Origin of the sequence: Novosphingobium sp. KN65.2 (genome assembly GCF_001368935.1) — a bacterium.
GTDB lineage: Bacteria > Pseudomonadota > Alphaproteobacteria > Sphingomonadales > Sphingomonadaceae > Novosphingobium > Novosphingobium mathurense.
Genome location: NZ_CCBH010000145.1, coordinates 1 through 18345, shown reverse-complemented (window position 1 = coordinate 18345; position 18345 = coordinate 1). Strand labels below are relative to the sequence as shown.

At 64.9% G+C, this 18345-nt stretch carries 22 protein-coding genes, 1 tRNA gene and 1 pseudogene; 11 read left to right on the top strand and 13 right to left on the bottom strand.

Features of this window, described 5'->3' with window-relative positions; genetic code table 11:
* Positions 1 to 32 precede the first annotated feature (32 nt).
* The 4 genes and pseudogenes from SPHV1_RS09820 to SPHV1_RS09810 all read right to left on the bottom strand — a co-directional run bounded on the left by SPHV1_RS09820 (position 33) and on the right by SPHV1_RS09810 (position 1849).
* Complete coding sequence (locus tag SPHV1_RS09820; RefSeq protein ID WP_054945858.1) at positions 33 to 764, bottom strand: phage antirepressor; 732 nt, start codon at positions 762 to 764, stop codon at positions 33 to 35.
* Positions 761 to 1111, bottom strand: coding sequence for a hypothetical protein (locus tag SPHV1_RS25760; protein ID WP_231634610.1), 351 nt, complete (start codon positions 1109 to 1111; stop codon positions 761 to 763). The genes SPHV1_RS09820 and SPHV1_RS25760 overlap by 4 nt, the downstream gene beginning before the upstream one ends.
* A 309-nt stretch (positions 1112 to 1420) precedes the next feature.
* Positions 1421 to 1591, bottom strand: a pseudogene (locus SPHV1_RS26145) (helix-turn-helix domain-containing protein); the annotation flags it as partial.
* A gap of 181 nt (positions 1592 to 1772) precedes the next feature.
* A tRNA-Arg gene (locus tag SPHV1_RS09810) sits at positions 1773 to 1849 on the bottom strand.
* A 186-nt stretch (positions 1850 to 2035) separates the two neighbouring features.
* Here SPHV1_RS09810 and SPHV1_RS09805 point away from each other — a divergent pair.
* Both SPHV1_RS09805 and SPHV1_RS09800 read left to right on the top strand, forming a co-directional pair.
* Positions 2036 to 2476, top strand: coding sequence for a hypothetical protein (locus tag SPHV1_RS09805; RefSeq protein WP_139383933.1), 441 nt, complete (start codon positions 2036 to 2038; stop codon positions 2474 to 2476).
* 62 nt (positions 2477 to 2538) lie between these two features.
* Positions 2539 to 3039 carry an MmcB family DNA repair protein gene (locus SPHV1_RS09800; RefSeq protein WP_054945856.1) on the top strand — a complete coding sequence of 167 codons (501 nt, stop codon included), beginning with the start codon at positions 2539 to 2541 and terminating at the stop codon, positions 3037 to 3039.
* 40 nt (positions 3040 to 3079) lie between these two features.
* On the opposite strand, the gene SPHV1_RS24415 is transcribed toward SPHV1_RS09800, so the two are convergent.
* The gene (locus SPHV1_RS24415) at positions 3080 to 3259 is read right to left on the bottom strand and encodes a DUF1289 domain-containing protein (RefSeq protein WP_082430949.1); all 180 of its coding nucleotides are present in this window, start codon (positions 3257 to 3259) and stop codon (positions 3080 to 3082) included.
* A 68-nt stretch (positions 3260 to 3327) separates the two neighbouring features.
* On the bottom strand, positions 3328 to 3462 hold the full coding sequence (locus tag SPHV1_RS25975) for a hypothetical protein (RefSeq protein ID WP_255352265.1): 135 nt from the start codon (positions 3460 to 3462) through the stop codon (positions 3328 to 3330).
* A gap of 79 nt (positions 3463 to 3541) precedes the next feature.
* Between SPHV1_RS25975 and SPHV1_RS09795 the strand changes: the two genes are divergently transcribed.
* From SPHV1_RS09795 to SPHV1_RS09780, 4 genes are all read left to right on the top strand, one after another.
* On the top strand, positions 3542 to 5041 hold the full coding sequence (locus SPHV1_RS09795; protein ID WP_054945855.1) for a DEAD/DEAH box helicase: 1500 nt from the start codon (positions 3542 to 3544) through the stop codon (positions 5039 to 5041).
* 34 nt (positions 5042 to 5075) lie between these two features.
* Complete coding sequence (locus SPHV1_RS09790; protein WP_054945854.1) at positions 5076 to 5810, top strand: sterol desaturase family protein; 735 nt, start codon at positions 5076 to 5078, stop codon at positions 5808 to 5810.
* Between the two features lie 41 nt (positions 5811 to 5851).
* The gene (locus SPHV1_RS09785) at positions 5852 to 6238 is read left to right on the top strand and encodes a DUF2141 domain-containing protein (protein ID WP_054945853.1); all 387 of its coding nucleotides are present in this window, start codon (positions 5852 to 5854) and stop codon (positions 6236 to 6238) included.
* 78 nt (positions 6239 to 6316) lie between these two features.
* Positions 6317 to 7606 carry an MFS transporter gene (locus SPHV1_RS09780; protein WP_054945852.1) on the top strand — a complete coding sequence of 430 codons (1290 nt, stop codon included), beginning with the start codon at positions 6317 to 6319 and terminating at the stop codon, positions 7604 to 7606.
* Between the two features lie 170 nt (positions 7607 to 7776).
* Here the strand turns inward: SPHV1_RS09780 and rpsI are convergent, their stop codons facing one another.
* The 4 genes from rpsI to SPHV1_RS09760 form a co-directional block, all read right to left on the bottom strand.
* Positions 7777 to 8292 carry a 30S ribosomal protein S9 gene (gene rpsI / locus SPHV1_RS09775; RefSeq protein ID WP_054945851.1) on the bottom strand — a complete coding sequence of 172 codons (516 nt, stop codon included), beginning with the start codon at positions 8290 to 8292 and terminating at the stop codon, positions 7777 to 7779.
* On the bottom strand, positions 8292 to 8771 hold the full coding sequence (gene rplM, locus SPHV1_RS09770) for a 50S ribosomal protein L13 (RefSeq protein WP_054945850.1): 480 nt from the start codon (positions 8769 to 8771) through the stop codon (positions 8292 to 8294). The genes rpsI and rplM overlap by 1 nt, the downstream gene beginning before the upstream one ends.
* Positions 8772 to 8917: 146 nt before the next feature.
* On the bottom strand, positions 8918 to 9250 hold the full coding sequence (gene cutA, locus SPHV1_RS09765; protein WP_054945849.1) for a divalent-cation tolerance protein CutA: 333 nt from the start codon (positions 9248 to 9250) through the stop codon (positions 8918 to 8920).
* 5 nt (positions 9251 to 9255) lie between these two features.
* The gene (locus tag SPHV1_RS09760) at positions 9256 to 10344 is read right to left on the bottom strand and encodes a COX15/CtaA family protein (protein ID WP_082430948.1); all 1089 of its coding nucleotides are present in this window, start codon (positions 10342 to 10344) and stop codon (positions 9256 to 9258) included.
* A gap of 102 nt (positions 10345 to 10446) precedes the next feature.
* Here SPHV1_RS09760 and SPHV1_RS09755 point away from each other — a divergent pair, with 102 nt between their 5' ends.
* The 4 genes from SPHV1_RS09755 to SPHV1_RS09740 all read left to right on the top strand — a co-directional run bounded on the left by SPHV1_RS09755 (position 10447) and on the right by SPHV1_RS09740 (position 12673).
* Positions 10447 to 10824, top strand: a complete 378-nt coding sequence (locus SPHV1_RS09755) for a MerC domain-containing protein (RefSeq protein WP_054945901.1) — start codon at positions 10447 to 10449, stop codon at positions 10822 to 10824.
* Between the two features lie 47 nt (positions 10825 to 10871).
* Positions 10872 to 11084 (top strand): sulfur carrier protein ThiS, encoded by a 213-nt coding sequence (gene thiS / locus SPHV1_RS09750; RefSeq protein WP_054945847.1) that lies wholly within the window; start codon positions 10872 to 10874, stop codon positions 11082 to 11084.
* Positions 11085 to 11215: 131 nt separating this feature from the next.
* On the top strand, positions 11216 to 11998 hold the full coding sequence (locus SPHV1_RS09745; RefSeq protein ID WP_054945846.1) for a bifunctional sulfur carrier protein/thiazole synthase protein: 783 nt from the start codon (positions 11216 to 11218) through the stop codon (positions 11996 to 11998).
* A 147-nt stretch (positions 11999 to 12145) separates the two neighbouring features.
* A complete protein-coding gene (locus tag SPHV1_RS09740; RefSeq protein WP_054945900.1) occupies positions 12146 to 12673 on the top strand; it encodes a hypothetical protein in 528 nt (175 codons plus the stop codon).
* 41 nt (positions 12674 to 12714) lie between these two features.
* Here SPHV1_RS09740 and SPHV1_RS09735 read toward each other — a convergent pair whose 3' ends face one another.
* The gene (locus tag SPHV1_RS09735; RefSeq protein ID WP_231634609.1) at positions 12715 to 13761 is read right to left on the bottom strand and encodes a transporter substrate-binding domain-containing protein; all 1047 of its coding nucleotides are present in this window, start codon (positions 13759 to 13761) and stop codon (positions 12715 to 12717) included.
* A 198-nt stretch (positions 13762 to 13959) separates the two neighbouring features.
* On the opposite strand from SPHV1_RS09735, the gene SPHV1_RS09730 reads away from it, so the two are divergent.
* Entirely contained in the window at positions 13960 to 15075 is a 1116-nt protein-coding gene (locus SPHV1_RS09730) for a calcium:proton antiporter (RefSeq protein ID WP_079729920.1), read from the top strand.
* A 25-nt stretch (positions 15076 to 15100) separates the two neighbouring features.
* Here the strand turns inward: SPHV1_RS09730 and SPHV1_RS09725 are convergent, their stop codons facing one another.
* Both SPHV1_RS09725 and SPHV1_RS09720 read right to left on the bottom strand, forming a co-directional pair.
* Positions 15101 to 16906 (bottom strand): long-chain fatty acid--CoA ligase, encoded by a 1806-nt coding sequence (locus tag SPHV1_RS09725; RefSeq protein ID WP_054945845.1) that lies wholly within the window; start codon positions 16904 to 16906, stop codon positions 15101 to 15103.
* Between the two features lie 173 nt (positions 16907 to 17079).
* Positions 17080 to 18135, bottom strand: coding sequence for a quinone-dependent dihydroorotate dehydrogenase (locus SPHV1_RS09720; RefSeq protein WP_054945844.1), 1056 nt, complete (start codon positions 18133 to 18135; stop codon positions 17080 to 17082).
* Positions 18136 to 18345: the final 210 nt, after the last annotated feature.

The window sequence follows — 18345 nt, the reverse complement described above, 5'->3', positions numbered from 1 at the left end:
GGCGAGGATGCGCTGCCATGCCGGATGATCGCTCACGCGCCTGCCTTGATCGTTGCCAGCCGCGTCAGGCCCTTGGGCGTCACCATGACCTGCTCAATGAGGCGGTCTGGCATCCCATGCCGGCGCAGCGTCAGGCCCTTGTGCTCGAGCATACCGCTGTCGAGCTTGGCTTGGTAGGCAACCCAATGCCCGCCATCACTGCGGCGGTAGGTCCAATGGTTCGCCTCAAGCCACGAGAACAGGCGGCGAGGGGGGACACCTAGCGCCTTAGCTGCGTCGGTAACGCAGAGTGCGCCGTCGGCCTGTGTGAGTCTCGCCAGTGCTTCAACCTGCGGCTCGAGCTCTGCCACACGCGCCTCGGTCGCCATGGCGTTGCTTGTATGGTCGAGCAAGAGCCTATGGAGGACTGCAGGATCCTTGAGGTCGAGCGTGGCGGCTGGGGCTCCATACGAGCCCGTGCGACGGATCGAGGGCAAAACCTCCGACGTCAGCCACTTGGTGAAGCGTTTGGCGCCCTGTTTGCGGCTGCGAAACATCAGCTTGTAGATGCCGCTCTCGTTGATCGCTCCGACCGACTGCATGCCCCCAAGGGTGTCGACAATCACGACGCCCTTTTCGTCGTCATCCAGCCGAGCCAACGCGGCGCGGTGATTGGCAATGTCGAGTGCGGCGCAAACGTCCGCAGCTACAAACCATGGCTGACCATCTCGATCGATGATCCGAACCGGCCTGCTTTCAAAACTGTAAGGGGTGATTGCGTTCATCGCACGATCCCTTCGATGACATCCAGATTGGTCAGACCCTCATCAATTGCCCTATCTAGGGCGGTGCGACGATCACGGGCTAAGCCCATCCCGATTTCGCGGTCTGATTTACGGCGGGCTGATGTTCCAGCCGCACCTTGAGCGCTGTCGTACTTGCCCTCGAGGATCTTCACGAAGTTGCTCTCGGACAGGATGAAGTTGAAATCGGCGCGCCAGCCGCGCTCGTTGCCGCCGCGCAGGAACGATGATTGCTCGATGTTGCGCCACACGTTGGCCCAATCGTCGATCGAGAACCGCTTGGCCTGCGTCCGAGCCTTGCGCTTGCGGTCCTCGGTCAACTTCACCACCGTGACGAGACCGCATCGGGCTGCGAGGTCGTTCCAAGCATCAACGATCTCAGCAACCGAGAGGGAAGGTTCGCTGCCAGGCGAACTCTCTTCTGACGGTTCTTGATGGTTCTCTGATGGTTCTATTACGGTTTGGGTGTCACCGTGACGGGGGTGGGGTGCCTCTGTGACGGGGGTGGGGTGTCGCTCTGACGGGGGTTCCCGCCTCTGTGGCACCGGTGCCGTATTGACGGGGGTGCCAACGTGACGGGGGTTAAGGAAGTAGAGGCAGCCTCTCCCGTGGACGTCATCGCGACGCAGTAACCCCTTTTCCTTAAGCGCTTGAATCGCCCTTTGGACCGTGCGTTCGCTTGCGCCAGTCTTGCGCATGAGCGTTGATATTGAAGGCCAGCATTTGCCTTCGTCGTTGGCGCAGTCCGCCAGTGCGAGCATTACCAGTTTTTCGGTCGCAGGGAGGTCAGTATCCCAGACCAGCGTCATCATTCTGATGCTCATCGGCCACCCCCAAACGCCAGTGCAGCGAGTTGGACGGCCAGTTCCGGGCGAACCGACAGGTTCTGAATCAGGTGGAGAGCCTGGTATTTGGCGAGCCCGTAGCTCGCACATAACTCGCCATCACCCGTTGCACGGGCTGGCTGAGTTTCACTAAGTTGTTGATTCTTGGCGCACCCGACAGGATTCGAACCTGTGGCCTCTGCCTTCGGAGGGCAGCGCTCTATCCAGCTGAGCTACGGGTGCAGTGGACGGGCGAGTAGCAGAGGCCGCAGGCGGTTTCCAGCGCCAAATCACGAATTTGGTGACGCTCTTGCCCGCTTTCCCCAGTCTGCATCGCAGTGGTGCTGCATCGAGGAGGAAAAGCGGCCTTATCCTCCGGGCTTCACGGGTTAGGAAATTGGCAAGCGGCGCAGCGGTAATAGGCCGGAGATGGACAGGACTTCCAAAGCGCACGGTAGCAACGGTACGAATGGCCGCGCGCCCGATGGCCAGAGGCCTCGGCCCGGTCGGCCAAATTTCGGCAAGGGCACCGGCAATACGCTCAGCCTGAAATGGTCGGCCCTGCATGATGCCGCCCAGGCGGTGGCCACAATTGCCGGCGCAGCACCCGAAGTCGCCGTCGATGAAGTCAGGCGTTTCCCGGTCTCCATGCGCGAGGCAGGCGGCTGGCGGCTCCAGCATGCCGAACAGGGAATCGCGGATCTGACCTCGATCATGGAGCCGGGACTGTCCGCCCTGTTGGCGGCTCTGGCGCGTGGGGCAAACCCTCAGGCGGCGGCACTGGCGTTGTGGAACGAGTTCCTCGAGGCGCGCAATGCCCTGCTCGAACTCCTGCCGCCCGAGCGGCAGTCGGCACGCCGTCCGAGCTGAGTCCCGTCCGGGTCCGGTTGGATCGGGCTTGCCAGTTCTCTTTATGTTCCTATTATTGCCGGATGGCCGATACCGATTCCCCCGGGTTGATTCCGCAGACCGATCCCGGTTCCTTCGCCGCCCCCGATGTCGTTCGCGGCATCGGGCGGCTCTTTGCCCGCAACGATATCTGGTGCCTGACCGAAATGCCGCTGCGCTGCGGGCGGCGGGCCGACCTTATGGGCATAGATGCCAAGGGGCATGTGGTGATCGTCGAGATCAAGGTCAGCCGGGCAGACCTGCTGGGCGACGGCAAATGGACCGACTACCTCGATTACTGCGACCGATTCTACTGGGGCCTGCCCCCGTCGCTCGATCGCTCGCCGCTGGAAGGAGAAGCCTTTCTGCCAGACAAGTGCGGGGTCATCGTCGCGGATGGCTACGACGCCGAGATCCTGCGCCCTGCCCCCTTGCGACAGCTTGCCGCCGCGCGCCGCAAGGTGGAAGTCGAGCGCCTCGCGCGCGCATCGCTGCGCCGGCTGGTCAACATCGCCGACATGCACACGTCGCAGTGGGGCGGGTGATCGCGGCCAGCCCCGTTTGAGGCCCCGAAACACCCGGATTTCAGGGCTTTATCGGGGTTACTGCCCTGCCTGCGAGCCGCGCGAGAATCGCCCGCTTTCCCTTGGCCGGCAACATCGGCCAGTCGGCGATTTCGTCCATCGTACGCTTGCACCCAAGGCAGAAGCCGGAGCCCGGATCGATCCGGCACACGCCGGTACAGGGGGATGGCACGGAGTTCATGGGCGCGCTTGAGCAGGTGACGCGAAAAGCGGCAAGCGCAATTTTCTTGCGATTTGTTGCAATGCACCCTAAAGGAGCCGCCGTAACCGGCGCGTGGGTTCCAGCCCGCCGCAGTCCGAGAGCAGCGTGAGGTCGTTGCGCGTCAACCGCGCGAAGACCGGCCCGGACGAGCGGTTGCCTTTGAACCAAGCTTCCTTCTTCACGCAGGGTCGCCCGAAACGAACCCTTGCTGTGTTCGCGGGCAACGGTGCTCGCGCGCTCCGCACTTATTGAAAGTGACGTATGTCCTATTTTTCCGAACTTGGCCTTGCCGAGCCCATTCTTCGCGCGCTCCAGACCAAAGGTTACACCGATCCCTCGCCGATTCAGCGCAAGGCGATTCCTTCGCTGCTGGAAGGCCGCGACCTGCTGGGCATCGCCCAGACCGGCACCGGCAAGACCGCCGCGTTCTCGCTGCCTTCGCTGCATCGCCTGGCCGCCGATCCCAAGCCGCGCAACAACGCCGGCTGCCGCATGCTGGTGCTTTCGCCCACGCGTGAGCTGGCGGCGCAGATTGCCGACAACATGCGCGGCTATGCGAAGTTCCTGAACCTTTCGGTGCAGTGCATCTTCGGCGGCGTACCGGTGGGCAAGCAGGCCCGCGCGCTGGAGCGCGGCTGCGACATTCTAGTCGCCACGCCCGGTCGCCTGCTCGACCTGATCGACAACCGCGCGCTTACGCTTCGCCATGTCGAGATCTTCGTGCTCGACGAAGCCGACCAGATGATGGATCTGGGCTTCATCGTGCCCCTCAAGCGCGTCGCCGCACTGCTGCCCAAGCAGCGCCAGAGCCTGTTCTTCTCGGCCACCATGCCGCAGGCGATCGCGGAACTTGGCAAGCAGTTCATCAACAACCCGGTGAAGGTCGAAGTCGCGCCGCAGTCGACCACGGCAGAGCGCGTCGAACAGTACGCGACTTTCATCAACCAGGCGGAGAAGCAGGCGCTCCTGACCCTGCGCCTGCGCGAAGGCCTCGCCCCCGATGCGGCTGAGAAGGCCGAGCACGGCGCCATCGACCGCGCGCTCGTCTTCACCCGCACCAAGCACGGTGCCGACCGCGTCGTGCGCCATCTGACCGCTGCGGGCATCCCGGCCGCCGCGATTCACGGCAACAAGAGCCAGGCCCAGCGCACCGCCGCACTCGGCGGCTTCCGCCAGGGTACGGTGCGCGTCCTCGTCGCCACCGACATCGCTGCGCGCGGCATCGACGTTTCGGGCGTGAGTCACGTCTACAACTTCGAGATCCCGAACGTACCGGAACAGTATGTCCACCGTATCGGCCGCACTGCGCGCGCCGGTGCCGATGGCGTCGCGATCAGCTTCGTCGCGCCTGACGAAAAGCCCTACATCCGCGACATCGAGCGCCTGACCCGCATCAAGCTGGCGCCGCTGCCGCTGCCCGAGGACTTCCAGAAGCAGGCTGCCCGCCTTCCCGCTCCGGCCCGCAAGGCACCGGCCCAGCCGCAAGGTTCGGGCAAGCCGCGCGGGCAGCAGGGACGTGGTGGCGGCAGCCGCGGCGGTGACGATCGTCGCCGCGACCGGCCCCAGGGCGATCGCCCGCGCGGCGAACGTCCGCATGGCGAGCGCACAGCCGGCGGTGAACGCCCCCGTCACGATGGCCAGCGTTCAGACCGCCGCGCCGAGCACGCCAGCGAGGAAGGTGGCGAGCGCAAGCGCCGTTTCCGTCCGCGCGGGCCAAGCAGCGTCGGCGCGCACAAGGGTAAGGTTCGCCGCGCAGGCTAGTCACGCCATCGCCCAACAGGCATAAGGCACGGTAATGCCAGCGAGCTTGGGTCCGGGTCCTTGGGCGGTGATCGCCTCCGCTGCCGTCATGACGGCAATCGTCGGCGCACGCTACCTGATAACCTCGGGCCTGTTCGCCCTGATCACCCATCGGGTCCGCCCGGGTCTCTACCGGGGCCTGCGCGGACAGATCGGCCGGGAGATCGGCTGGTCGATGCTCTCTGCGGCGATCTACGGCATTCCCGCCGGGATCGTCGCTTGGGGCTGGCAGGAGCGGGGCTGGACACGGATCTACGCCGATCCGCAAGCCTTCCCGCTGTGGTGGATGCCGCTCTCGCTGTTCCTCTATCTCTTCCTTCACGATACCTGGTTCTACTGGACCCACCGCTGGATGCATCGGCCCGTTCCGTTCCGGATCGCCCATGCCGTGCACCACGCCAGCCGGCCGCCGACGGCCTGGGCGGCGATGAGCTTTCATCCCATCGAAGCCGTGACCGGCGCAATCGTCATCCCCGCCCTCGTCTTCTTCGTGCCGATTCATGTCGGCGTGCTGGGACTTGTCCTGCTGATCATGACCGTCATGGGCATCACCAACCACATGGGTTGGGAGATCTTCCCGCGGTGGCTCGTTCATTCGCGCGCAGGGCACTGGCTGATAACGGCCAGTCATCACAACCGCCATCACGAGTTCTATCGATGCAACTACGGGCTCTACTTCCGATTCTGGGATCATCTTTGCGGGACCGACAAGGGCCTATCGGTGCCCTGACGCTGGCCCTTTGCCTGCCGCTGGCAACGGCGGCAGCGCCCGTGTCGCGCATCGACAAGGCCGACGTTTCGGCCACGGTCACCGATCTGCGATCCGTCAAGGGGCAGATCCTCGCCTGCCTGACAACGCGGCCCGATGCTTTCCCGGACTGCGCGAAGGACCCGCATGCCCTGACCCGCATCGTTCCGGCCGGGGCCAATGTCCGCATCGATTTCGGAACCGTGCCTGACGGGCGCTATGCCATTGCGCTCGTCCATGACGAGAACGGCAACGGCAAGCTCGACAAGAGCCTGATGATCCCGCGCGAAGGCTTCGGCTTCTCCCGTGATGCGCCGGTGCGCATGGGACCGCCCAGCTTTGCCAAGGCCGCCTTTCCGGTCGAGGGCGAGGACGCCCACGTCTCGATCCGCATGCGCTACATCCTGTAAATCGGTAATTTCTTCGCAGGAAGATAACAGGCGCGCTTAGCGCTTGCCCGCCGCGCGGCAGCGGAATACCCCCGGGCAGTGGTACAGGGAAGCAGCGAAAATCAGGGCGCAGGCAGCGTCGTAGCCGATCGGCCCGGCGGCAAGCGCGAAGGTGGCACCTTCTCGCCGTTTCGCTACCCGATCTTCCGGGCGATCTGGATTGCCAACCTGTTTTCCAACATCGGCTCGACCCTGCAGTCGGTCGGTGCTGCCTGGCTGATGACCGAGCTGACGCCGTCGCACCAGCTGGTCGCGCTGGTGCAGGCATCCGCAACCGTTCCGATCCTGCTGATCGGCGTCTTTGCCGGGGCCATTGCCGACAACTACGACCGGCGCCTGGTGATGCTGGTCGCGCAAGTCGGGATGCTGCTGGTCTCCAGCATTCTTGCCGGTCTTGCTTATGCCGGCTTGATCAATCCGATGCTGTTGCTGGCCTTCACGCTGACCGTCGGGATCGGTACCGCGCTCAATTCGCCGGCATGGCAGGCCTCGGTGCGCCAGCAGGTCCATCCCAGCGAACTGCCGCAGGCGATCGCGCTCAATTCGATCTCGTTCAACATCGCCCGCTCGGTCGGACCGGCCCTTGGCGGTATCCTCATATCGCTGTGGGACGTGTCCTTCGCGTTCCTGATCAACGCGGTAAGCTACATCGGCCTGATCGCCGTACTGCTCTGGTGGCGCCCCCCGCCCCGCCAGATCGACCGGCGGCCGATCCTGCCCGCAGTCGGAGTCGGCCTGCGCTATTGCGCTACCTCGCATCAGTTGCGACGCATCCTCATCCGCGGCTTCGCACTGGGCTTTTGCCTTGCCGCCTATCAGGCGCTGCTGCCGACGGTGGTCAGCGACCACATCAAGGGCGACGAATTCGATTTCGGCCTGATGCTGGGCCTGTTCGGCATCGGCTCCATCTGCGCCGCCCCGTTCGTGCGCACGATCATCCGCCGGATCGGGCTGGAAGGCATCATCCTGTCAGGCTCGGCGATCTTCGTCGTCTCGCTTTCGATGCTCGCCGCGACCCACGATATTCGCTACGCCCTGCCCGCCGCATTCGTTTCCGGCATGGCCTGGGTGCTGATCCTCACCACGCTCAACACGGCCGTCCAGATGCGCTCGCCGGACGAGATCCTGGGTCGCTGCCTGTCTATCTACCAGGCCGTGACTTTCGGCGGCATGGCCATCGGCTCATGGGTGTGGGGCGCCGCGGCCGACTGGCGCGGCCTTCCCTTCGCGCTTCATGGAGCTGCCTCGGTCCTGGCGATTTCCTTCGTGATTCTGCGCTACCTGGCACCGATGCCCAAGCCCGGCGAAGGCGTGCTGCGCAGCCAGTGACGCAATAGGAACAGCCGGTCGCAATCGCGGCGGGTGCCGCCGTGCCCGGCCCCTGTGTCGTGACCTGCAATGCCGGTGCAACTGAGCCCGACAGACGCCGGACACGAAAAAGGGGAGCGTTTCCGCTCCCCTTTTCCTGAATTCGAATGGCTGTGAAGCCAGTCTGACGCTTAGCGCTTCGAGAACTGGAAGCTGCGGCGTGCCTTGGCGCGGCCGTACTTCTTACGTTCAACGACGCGGCTGTCGCGGGTCAGGAAGCCGGCAGCCTTGACGGTGGCGCGCAGGGTCGGCTCGTACTTCGAGAGCGCCTGCGAGATGCCGTGCTTCACAGCGCCGGCCTGGCCCGAGAGACCGCCGCCCTTGACGGTGGCGACGACGTCGTACTGCTCTTCACGACCGGTGATCGCGAAGGGCTGGTTGATGACCAGACGCAGGGTCGGACGCGCGAAGTAGACTTCCTGGTCACGGCCGTTGACGATGACCTTGCCGGTGCCGGGCTTCAGCCAGACGCGAGCAACGGCGTCCTTGCGGCGGCCGGTGGCGTAGGCGCGGCCCTGTGCGTCGAGCTCCTGCTCGCGCAGCGGCGCGTTCGAGACGGGGGCAGCCACGACGGTTTCGTCAGCAGCGGCGACTTCGCCGAGGTCCTTGAGGTCGGACAGGCTCTGGACGGTATCGGTATCGGACATTACGCGCCCACCTTGTTCTTGCGGTTCATGGAAGCGACGTCGAGCGCTTCGGGCTGGGTACCACCGTGCGGGTGCTCGCTGCCGGCATAGACATGCAGGGCGCGCATCTGGTCACGGCCAAGCGGACCACGGGGGATCATGCGCTCAACGGCCTTCTCGAGCACGCGCTCGGGGAAGCGACCGGCGAGGACCTTGTCCGCGGTGACTTCCTTGATGCCGCCGGCATAACCGGTGTGCTTGTAGTAGGTCTGCTGCTTCAGCTTGTTGCCGGTAAAGCGGACCTTCTCGGCGTTGATGACGACGACATGGTCGCCGCAATCGACGTGCGGGGTGAAGCTCGGCTTGTGCTTGCCGCGCAGGAGGTCAGCGATGACGACCGCGAGACGGCCAACCACCAGACCTTCGGCATCGATCAGATGCCACTTCTTTTCCACCTCGGCCGGCTTGATCGACCGGGTGACCTTCGTGAGCGCCTTCATGGCTGGTCTATCCCTATAGTTTCGTGCGAGCACCGCAAGAATCGCATGAGCGCGAATCTCCCGGTGCGCGGGAAGGCGGCCAATTCGTCGAAAAAAGGCTCTAAGTCAAGCTGACTGCGGGATTGCAGAGAGGTAACATGATACCGTTAGGCATTCCCGGCGATCGCCGCGAGCCATGCAGCGGTGCCTGCAGCGGCCGCATCGCAGCGCCAGCCGACAACTGCCGGTTCCTCGTAGGGATGGATCTCGGCAAGGCGCTTGACCGCCGCATCGAGCAGGTCCGAATTGGTCTTGAGCAGGGCCCCGGTCTCGCGACCGGTGCCCTTTTCGCCGTTCCATACGAAGACGGAAGTTATCGGCCCCAGCACATTGCCGCAGGCGATCAGGCGCTCGTCCAGCAGCAGGTGAATGGCGGCGAGCGCGGCTTCATCGTCGGGGAACGGGCACCAGACCAGCGCCGGGACCGGTTCGCCCGCCATTCCCGTCAGACCCCGAGGCCGACCATGTCGCGGCGGCCCAGAATGTGGACGCCCCAGACCGTCACGGCCACGAGCAAGGCTGCGCAGAGCTGGTGCGCAACGGCGATCCACAGGGTCACGCCCGACCACACGGTGAAGATGCCCAGCAGGATCTGGATTCCGAAAGCGCAGTGGATGGCCACCGAAGTCCCGCGTGCACGCAGGGCGCGCATGTGGCGGGCCAGTACGACAAACACGGCAACGACGGCCCATGCCCACCAGCGATGGATGAAATGGGTCATGTAAGGGTCGCTGAACAGGACATGGAGCGGTCCCAGCCCCCATTCCACGCCATCGGGAAAGAGGCTGCCCTGCATCAGCGGCCAGGCCTCGGCATTGAACCAGCCGGAGCCCGCGACGTAGCCGGCGCGAAGCCCTGCGACCATGGCGCCCATGAACAGCTGAAAGGCCAGCATGGACAGGACGATCCCGCCGAAGCGGGTCACGCGGGCCGGCGGCTGGCCGAGCCGCAGTTGCGCAAGGTCGAGTGCGGTCCAGATCAGGCCGCCCAGCGTGACCAGCGCGGTGATGAGATGCGCGGCAAGGCGGAAGTGGCTCACCCGGTCCAGCGCTTCGGGAGACAGGCCGGACGACACCATCCACCAGCCGACCGCACCCTGCAGTCCGCCCAGCGCGAGCAACGCGAGCAGGCGCGGCTTGTAGCCGAGGGGAATCGTGCGCTTGAGCCAGAACCACGCAAGCGGCAGCGCGAAAGCAAGCCCGATGAGGCGTGCAAGCAGGCGGTGCACCCACTCCCAGAAATAGATGAACTTGTACTGCGCCAGCGTCATTCCGGCCGGGCCGTTCACCTCGAGATACTGCGGGATCTGCTTGTAGCCGGCGAATTCCGCCTGCCATTGCGCCTCCGTCAGTGGAGGCAGTGCCCCGGTGATCGGTTTCCACTGGGTGATCGACAGACCGGATTCGGTCAATCGGGTGATCCCGCCCACCGCGACGATGAGGATAACGAGGGCTGCCACGCAAAGCAGCCACCGAACCATCGGCGTGATATCGTCTGATGTGCCTATTATGGGGCGACCGTCTGCGACTCTCATGGCGCAACTCCCTGCGGTTTTGCGACGACTTGCGCAAGGCCCTGCGTGATTCGGCAGCATTGGCCCTTGATTGATGTTACAACATTACATATCTGCATGGCCATGCGCAGCGCCCTGTTCTCGATTCGCGACCGGCTTGACCGTGCAGGTATCGTCCTGAGCGGCCTGTGTGCCGTGCATTGCATCCTCGGGGTGATCCTTGTCGGCATTCTCGGCCTGGGCGGCGAAGTCCTGCTTTCCCCCGCCATCCACCGCTTCGGTCTTGCCCTGGCACTCGTTGTCGGCCTTGTCTCGCTCGGTTTCGGCGTGATGCGCCACGGCCGCGTCGGCCCCCTGATCGTCGGCGGTCTCGGACTGGCGCTGATGGCCATGGCGATCGCGGTGGGCCACGGCCTGCCCGAAGCGGTGCTGACCGTGCTCGGCGTCGCCCTCGTAGCCATTGCCCACATCGCCAACTTGCGCAGTCACGCCCACTCCTGAGCCGCGTCGGTCTTGCGCTGAGAAACAGGCACGCTATCTGCGGGGACATGGCCGCAGAACTCACGCTCACCGTCAATGGCGAACCGCGCCGGACCGCTCCCGGCTCGAGCATCGCCGATCTCGTCACCAATCTTGGGCTGGATCCGAAGAAAGTCGCGGTGGAGCATAACGGCGAAATCGCCCCGCGCTCGACCCTCGCCGATGTGCAACTGGGCGATGGCGACGTGCTGGAGATCGTCCACTTCGTCGGCGGCGGCTGACACGCTGCTGCGCCGCAGGCGCCCTGCCCGCCACCGCGTGCCGGGACAAAGCGGCAAATACGCCTGACACCTGCAAGCCTTGTAACCCCCGCCCTTCCCGCTTACCGCGCGTCTCCGAAAGGAAGCGAACCTTGACCGATACCTCCGCAGACACCTGGACCGTTGCCGGCCGCACATTCCGCTCACGCCTGATCGTGGGCACCGGCAAGTACAAGGACTTCGAGCAGAACGCCGCCGCGGTGGAAGCTTCGGGCGCGGAAATCGTCACTGTCGCGGTGCGCCGGGTCAACATCTCGGATCCCAAGGCGCCGATGCTGACCGACTTCATCGACCCGAAGAAGATCACCTACCTGCCCAACACCGCAGGCTGCTTCAACGCCGAGGAAGCAATCCGCACCCTGCGCCTGGCGCGCGAAGCGGGCGGCTGGGACCTGGTGAAGCTGGAAGTGCTGGGCGAAGCGCGCACGCTTTATCCCGACATGCGCGAAACGCTCAAGGCGACCGAAGTGCTCGCCGCTGAAGGCTTCAAGCCGATGGTCTACTGCGCCGACGACCCGATTGCTGCCAAGCAGCTGGAGGAAGCGGGCGCGGTAGCGATCATGCCGCTGGGCGCGCCGATCGGTTCGGGCCTGGGAATCCAGAACAGGGTCATGATCCGCCTGATCGTCGAAGGCGCCAGCGTCCCGGTCCTCGTCGATGCCGGCGTGGGCACCGCATCGGACGCTTCGGTGGCGATGGAACTGGGCTGCGAGGGCGTGCTGATGAACACCGCGATCGCCGAAGCGCGCGACCCGATTCGCATGGCACGCGCGATGCGACTCGCCGTCGAGGCCGGTCGCGACGCCTATCTCGCCGGACGCATGCCGACCCGTCGCTACGCCGATCCGTCGAGCCCGCTCGCGGGACTCATCTGAATCCCGCGAGTCCCGGCTGGAATCTTGCTCAATCGTTCTGCGGCGACCTCCGTTAGCCAACGATTGCATAGTTAACGCATTGGTAAACACTTGATGGTTAACTCGTTGACGCGAGGGGGAATACTTCGCGTCATCGGGACGACGATCATGTCTTACGCAGGCACGGCCACTCTGACGATCAGCGAACTGCGGGAGTTCGCCAGCTTTTCTGCAAGTGAACAGCGCTACATCCGGCGCAGCCTCGATGTCGGGCTTGGCCGCCAGGACGCCTTCAAGCTCTGGGCGCGCGACGCCGACGAGTTCAGCTCGATCCGCCGCCAGTACGTCGCTTACCAGGACCTCAAGGCCCTGCGCGCGATGCGCCCGGACGACAGCCGGTTCGAGGATCTGGAAACTTTCATGGGCAAGCTCGTGCGCATGTCGGCCTTCGACCTGGCCCAGGAACGCATCACCACGTTCTCGGCCTATCGCTTTCTTTACGAGCGCCTGCTCGGCGCCTGGGCCCGGCCCTGGCTGCCCGGCGCATTCTGCGGTGCGGCCGCCCTGCCGCAGATCCGCCCGGACCGCCGCAAGGTGCTGCTCCACTCGATCAGCGAAGCCGCGGCCACCGCGCCGGGCTGGTCGGACCGCGAACCCAGCTTCTATCCCGAGTTCATCGAGAAGGAAGCCGCCTGAAGGCCGATAGGGGTGACGCCGTCACCCCCGCCTCGACCTGATCAGTTGCGCTTGCCGAGCGTCTTGCGGATTTCGTCGCGCCACTCCGGCCCTTCGACTTGCGCCAACAGCGATATGTCGACCGGTTCGCGCAAGACGCTGCCCTGTCGAAGCGCGATGCCATAATCCTGCCGCCCGAAGGTTCCGGGCAACATTCCCAGTCCCTCATCGTCACCATTGCGCACCATGTAGCGCAGCAGCGGCTCGTCATAGACGAACGCGTCGATCTTGCCCGCACTCAGCGCGGCGAGCCCCGATTGCACGTCTGGATAACCGGTGAAGCCGATCCCCTCGCCGGTCAGCCAATCGTCGGTTGCCGAGCGACGGATCGACCCCACGTTGACCCCGGGCAGGTCGTCCGGACCGGCAACCGCGCCTGAGAGGCGCCCCGCCGTCAGCGAAGAAGCGATCATGCCGGTAAAGGTCGAAATGATAAGGATTGCAGCGAACATCCAGACCAGGGCGATGGCCTTTCCGGCCGGTGTGCGCGGCGCCTTGTCGCCATAGCCGACCGTCGTCATCGTCACGGCGGAAAACCAGAAGCCCGATCCGATCCCCTCGGGTCCTTCCGCAAACTCATCGGGATTGTGGCGTCGTTCGACCAGCCAGAACAGCAACCCCACGATCAGCAGCAAGGCCGACAGCGCCAGCACCGCCTTGAGGAAATCGAGCGTGAAGAAATTGCTCATCAGCGAAAGCCACGTGCGCGGCGACTTGTGCACGGCGATCCCGAATCCGGTGGGATAGAAGGGGTGTGTGAAATCGACCTTGGCTTCGCGAGCGGACGTAATGGTCAGCGCGCCGACACTCGCATCGTACCGACCGTCGGCGACACCATCGATCATCCCGGCAAGGTCGGATTCGACGAAGCGGTAGTCATAGCCGCTTTCGGCGGCGATGCGCCGCCACAGGTCGATCGCCAGGCCGCTCCAGTCGCCGTTGGGGTCCTTCATGGCGAAGGGCGGCGCTTCACGGGTGGCGACGATAAGCTGGTCCTGTTCCTGTGCCGCAGCGACACTTGGCATCAGGGCCACGGCCAGAACAGCCAAGATAAGTCTGAGAAAGGTGGATGAGCTTTGCGGTCTGCAGGCCAGCGTTCGATCTCCCCTGTTGCACTCTGGTTAAGCTGCCGAGCGTACAGCCTAACATGAAATGGCCTGCTTCCGCACAACGCCCCGAATTGGCCAAATGACCGCTGAGCCCCAACCCGCGATGGCTATCCGGCAGGCTTCACCTATATCTGCACCATGACTGACGCCGAAACCGACGCTCCGCCAAAGACTTCGCCCGGATTTCCCACCTTCGGCCTTGCGCCCTGGTCGATCGCCGTTCCGCTGCTGGCCATTGCCGCCCTCGCGTTGGGCAAGCCGGCCGGCATCGGCGTGACCGTCGCCCTTGCCCTCGTGCTGGGCGGGGCGATCATGTCGGCGGTCTATCATGCCGAAGCCATCGCCCATCGCGTGGGTGAGCCGTTCGGCACCCTGATCCTGGCCTTTGCGGTTACCGTGATCGAGACTTCTCTGATCGTCTCGATCATGTTGAGCGAGGGCGCGGGGGCGCAGTCGCTGGCACGCGACACGGTGATCGCCGCCATGATGATCACGATCAACGGCATCGTCGGCGTGTGCCTGCTGATGGGCGGCCGACGCCACCACGAGCAGGGCTTTACCCAATCGGGTGTCAATCACGGCCTTGCCATGGTCGCGACGCTGTCGATCCTGACCCTGGTCCTGCCCAATTTCACGACGAGCGAGCCCGGCCCCTTCTACAATGCCAAACAGCTTGCCTTCGTCGCGGCGATATCGCTGATTCTCTACGCCACATTCGTCGTCGCGCAGACCATCCGGCACCGCGACCACTTTCTTTTCGACGATCCCGAAGGCGTCGACCACCATGCGGAAGTACCGCGCAACAAGGCCCTGGCCGCCGGTGTCCTTCTGCCGCTGGCGCTGATCGGCGTGGTCATGCTCGCCAAGGCGCTATCGCCCTCGATCGAGGCCGGGGTCTCGGCCATCGGCGCGCCGCACGCGATGGTCGGCATCATCATCGCCGCGCTTGTCCTTGCCCCTGAAAGCTTCGCGGCCATCAGCGCGGCCAAGGCGAACCGCGTCCAGACGAGTCTCAACCTCGCGATCGGGTCGGCCCTGGCGACCATCGGCCTGACGATCCCGGCCGTCGCCCTGACCTCGCTCGGCATGGGACTCGATCTCGAACTGGGTCTGTCGATGAAGTCGATCGTGCTGCTCGGGCTCACACTGCTCGTGGCGACGCTGACGTTGAGCACGGGCCGCACCACCATGGTGCAGGGCGTGGTCCACCTCGTGATCTTCGCGACCTACCTGTTCATCACGCTGGTGCCGTGATCAGCGGCCCCCGTCCGGCCCGGTCTCAGTTGCGATAGAGAACGTCGATCCGGTCGCCGTAGGCTTCGCGCACCTTGTGGCGGCGGATCTTGAGGCTGGGTGTCATCATCTCGTTCTCGATCGAGAAGGGCTCGTCGGCGAAGACGAACTGGCGAACCTTCTCGATGACCGAGAGTTCGGCATTGACCCGGTCGATGGCCCCGCGGATCGCGTTGCGAAACACCGGCAGGTCCTGCAGGGCCCTGATGTCGAAGGGAATATCGTTCAGGCGGCTCCACTCCAGCGCCCAGTCCGCGTCAGGCACGATCAGCGCGACGACGTAGGGCCGCCGGTCGCCGCTGACCATGGCCTGCGCGATCTCCGGCTGCAGGGTCAGCATCGATTCGACCTTCTGGGGCGAGATGTTGTCGCCCTTGTCGTTGACGATCATGTCCTTCTTGCGGTCGGTGATCTTGATCCGACCGGCATCGTCGAAATGGCCGATGTCACCGGTATGCAGCCAGCCGTCGATCAGGACGTTCGCCGAGGCCGCCTCGTTCTGCCAGTAACCGCGCATGACCAGTTCGCCGCGGGTCAGGATCTCGCCGTCCTCGGCAATCCGGACCTCGACCCCGCGCAGGGGCGGGCCCACGGTATCCATCGCCAGCCCCGCGGCGGGGCGGTTGCAGCTGATCACCGGGCCGGCCTCGGTCTGGCCATAACCCTGCAGCAGCGTCAGGCCCATCGCATCGAAGAAAACTCCGATTTCGGGATTGAGCGGAGCGCCGCCGGAAACCAGCGCCTTGATCCGCCCGCCGAAGCGCGCCCGGATCTTGGGCCGCAGGGTATGTTCGAGCAGCAGGTCCAGCGGATAGTCGGTCAGGCGCCGTTGCCCGGCCGCCTTGCGAGCCCCGACGCCGAGCGCCAGATGCATCAGCCGCGCGGGCAGGGCGCCCTGCTTTTCCACCTGCTTCATGATCCGCGTGCGCAGGACTTCGAAAAGCCGCGGCACGACGACCATGATCGTCGGGCGCACTTCCTCGATATTGGACGCCAGCTTGTCGAGCCCCTCGGCGTAGTAGATCTGTCCGCCCAGACCGATCGGAAAGAACTGGCCGCCGGTATGTTCGTAGGCGTGGCTGAGCGGGAGGAAGGACAGGAAGGTCTCTCCGGCATCCCAGCCGAAATCGTCGCGGATGATCTCCGCCGCGCCAGCGATGTTGGTCAGCAGCATGCCGTGATGCTGGCGCACCCCGCGCGGCGCGCCGCCGGTTCCGCTGGTGTAGATGATGCAAGCCAGGTCCTGCCGGGTGACATCCACCAGCCGCGCCTCCACCTCGGCGCGGGCGGCCACCGGATCGCCGGTCAGGAGCGCGGCCCATTCGTGCGTATCGTAGACGCCGCCCTGCATCCCCGGAACCCGCTCCATGCCCACGACATGGCGGCACAGGTCGGTCTGGACGATGGCCGGCAAGAGCTGGCGGGACAGCTTCTCGGTCGAGACGATCGCCGCCCGTGCACCCGAATTTTCCAGGATGTGGATGTGGTCGCGCACGGTGTTGGTCGTGTAGGTCGGCACGGTGACGCACCCGGCAGCCATGATGCCGAGATCGGCGATGCACCATTCGGGCCGGTTCTCCGAGACGATGACCACGCGGTCGCCCGCCTTGAGCCCCATCTGCCGCAGCGACTGCGCGATCAGGCAGACCTTGCGCGCAACTTGCGCCCAACTGAGCGAAACCCATTCCCCGTCGCGCTTGGTCCAGAGCATAGGGGCGTCGCCCAGGCCATCCGCACGCGCCAGGAACAGCGAAACGATGTTCGTACTCTTGTCGAAATCGGCAAGATCCATGTGTGGCATCCGCTCCGGTATAACTCGTCAGGTGCCGGTCTAGGCGGGCAGGCGAGGACCGGCAAGGCTCGCCTTCACGCTGTCAAAACCCCCGAGATCGCTGCAGGTTCGCCAGCCGGCGACCCGGCAGGGAGTGCCCGCCGCGAAAGGAGCGGAAAGCCCGGTCGTCCGGGTTACGTGGTTCCTACGGCCTCGGCGACGGTCGCGAACCCGTCGCGCTTCATCAGCCGCTCCAGCCCCTTGCAGATCGCCTTGGCGATACCCGGACCTTCGTAGACCATCGCGCTGTAGAGCTGCACGAGGCTGGCCCCGGCGCGAATGCGCGCCCAGGCATCCTCGGCCGTGGCAATCCCACCGACGCCGACCAGCGGCATCGCCCCGCCTGTCGCCTTGCGGAAGTCGCGCAGGCGCTGCTGGGCCAGGTCACGCAGCGGCGCGCCAGACAGGCCGCCGCTTTCCCCGGCATGAGGAGAGGAGAGGGGAGGCCGGGAGATCGTGGTGTTCGAAACGATCAGTGCGCCGAGCTTGCGGTCGATGGCAATGCGCGCGATCGCATCGATGTCGGCCGGTTCCAGATCCGGCGCGACCTTGAGGAAGATCGGCGGCCCGTCGGCACCGCAAACCGCGCCACGCGCCTCGATCACGGCATCGAGCAGACCGGTGAGGGCCGATTCGTCCTGCAGCGCACGCAGGCCCGGGGTGTTCGGGCTGGAAATGTTGACGGCAAGGTAGCTGGCGAGCGGCGCCATCAGCCGGGCCATCGTTGCATAGTCGGCCACGCGGTCGACCGAATCCTTGTTCGCGCCGATATTGATGCCGACGACTCCGGGCCTGCCGAGCCGCGCTTCGAGCCGTTCGACCGCCGCCTGGGCGCCGCCATTGTTGAATCCCATGCGATTGATCACCGCGCGGTCCTCGACCAGGCGGAAAAGACGCGGTTTGGGATTGCCGCTTTGCGGCAAAGGCGTGATCGAGCCGACTTCGGCAAATCCGAAGCCGAGGCCGAGCAGGGCGTCGGGAACTTCGCCGTCCTTGTCGAAGCCGGCAGCCATGCCGACCGGATTGGCAAATTCGATCCCTGCGACTCGCGTGGCGAGGCCGGCTGCAAAGCCGGGCGCCTTCCTGGCCGGTGCATGCTTCAGGGCCTTGAGCGCAAGGCCATGGGCCTTTTCGGCATCGATTCGGAACAGGGCGGGACGAACAAGAGTGTAAATCACGGGGCTCCGCATAAGCTTGGAAGGGAACGATCTCAAACGCTTCTTTTCCGCAAGACAGCATGAAAAATCGATTGTTGTCTGCAACCTGTTAGGCGCTCGTGTCGCAATTCTACAATAAATTGGCGCGGTCGCAGCATACATGAGACCTGCGACCCGAAGGGCTCGTAGCGGGATGCGCACGAGTTCTTTATTACCTAAAGGCGGTTTCCTGTCTCGACGGGA

Bases quoted from the DNA above. Each gene is read 5' to 3' on its own strand.
- SPHV1_RS09820 (WP_054945858.1), bottom strand. From the start codon at position 764: ATGAACGCAATCACCCCTTACAGTTTTGAAAGCAGGCCGGTTCGGATC.
- SPHV1_RS09805 (WP_139383933.1), top strand. From the start codon at position 2,036: ATGGACAGGACTTCCAAAGCGCACGGTAGCAACGGTACGAATGGCCGC.
- SPHV1_RS09800 (WP_054945856.1), top strand. From the start codon at position 2,539: ATGGCCGATACCGATTCCCCCGGGTTGATTCCGCAGACCGATCCCGGT.
- SPHV1_RS24415 (WP_082430949.1), bottom strand. From the start codon at position 3,259: ATGAACTCCGTGCCATCCCCCTGTACCGGCGTGTGCCGGATCGATCCG.
- SPHV1_RS09795 (WP_054945855.1), top strand. From the start codon at position 3,542: ATGTCCTATTTTTCCGAACTTGGCCTTGCCGAGCCCATTCTTCGCGCG.
- SPHV1_RS09790 (WP_054945854.1), top strand. From the start codon at position 5,076: ATGCCAGCGAGCTTGGGTCCGGGTCCTTGGGCGGTGATCGCCTCCGCT.
- rpsI (WP_054945851.1), bottom strand. From the start codon at position 8,292: ATGTCCGATACCGATACCGTCCAGAGCCTGTCCGACCTCAAGGACCTC.
- rplM (WP_054945850.1), bottom strand. From the start codon at position 8,771: ATGAAGGCGCTCACGAAGGTCACCCGGTCGATCAAGCCGGCCGAGGTG.
- cutA (WP_054945849.1), bottom strand. From the start codon at position 9,250: ATGGCGGGCGAACCGGTCCCGGCGCTGGTCTGGTGCCCGTTCCCCGAC.
- SPHV1_RS09760 (WP_082430948.1), bottom strand. From the start codon at position 10,344: ATGAGAGTCGCAGACGGTCGCCCCATAATAGGCACATCAGACGATATC.
- SPHV1_RS09755 (WP_054945901.1), top strand. From the start codon at position 10,447: ATGCGCAGCGCCCTGTTCTCGATTCGCGACCGGCTTGACCGTGCAGGT.
- thiS (WP_054945847.1), top strand. From the start codon at position 10,872: ATGGCCGCAGAACTCACGCTCACCGTCAATGGCGAACCGCGCCGGACC.
- SPHV1_RS09740 (WP_054945900.1), top strand. From the start codon at position 12,146: ATGTCTTACGCAGGCACGGCCACTCTGACGATCAGCGAACTGCGGGAG.
- SPHV1_RS09730 (WP_079729920.1), top strand. From the start codon at position 13,960: ATGACTGACGCCGAAACCGACGCTCCGCCAAAGACTTCGCCCGGATTT.
- SPHV1_RS09725 (WP_054945845.1), bottom strand. From the start codon at position 16,906: ATGGATCTTGCCGATTTCGACAAGAGTACGAACATCGTTTCGCTGTTC.
- SPHV1_RS09720 (WP_054945844.1), bottom strand. From the start codon at position 18,135: ATGCGGAGCCCCGTGATTTACACTCTTGTTCGTCCCGCCCTGTTCCGA.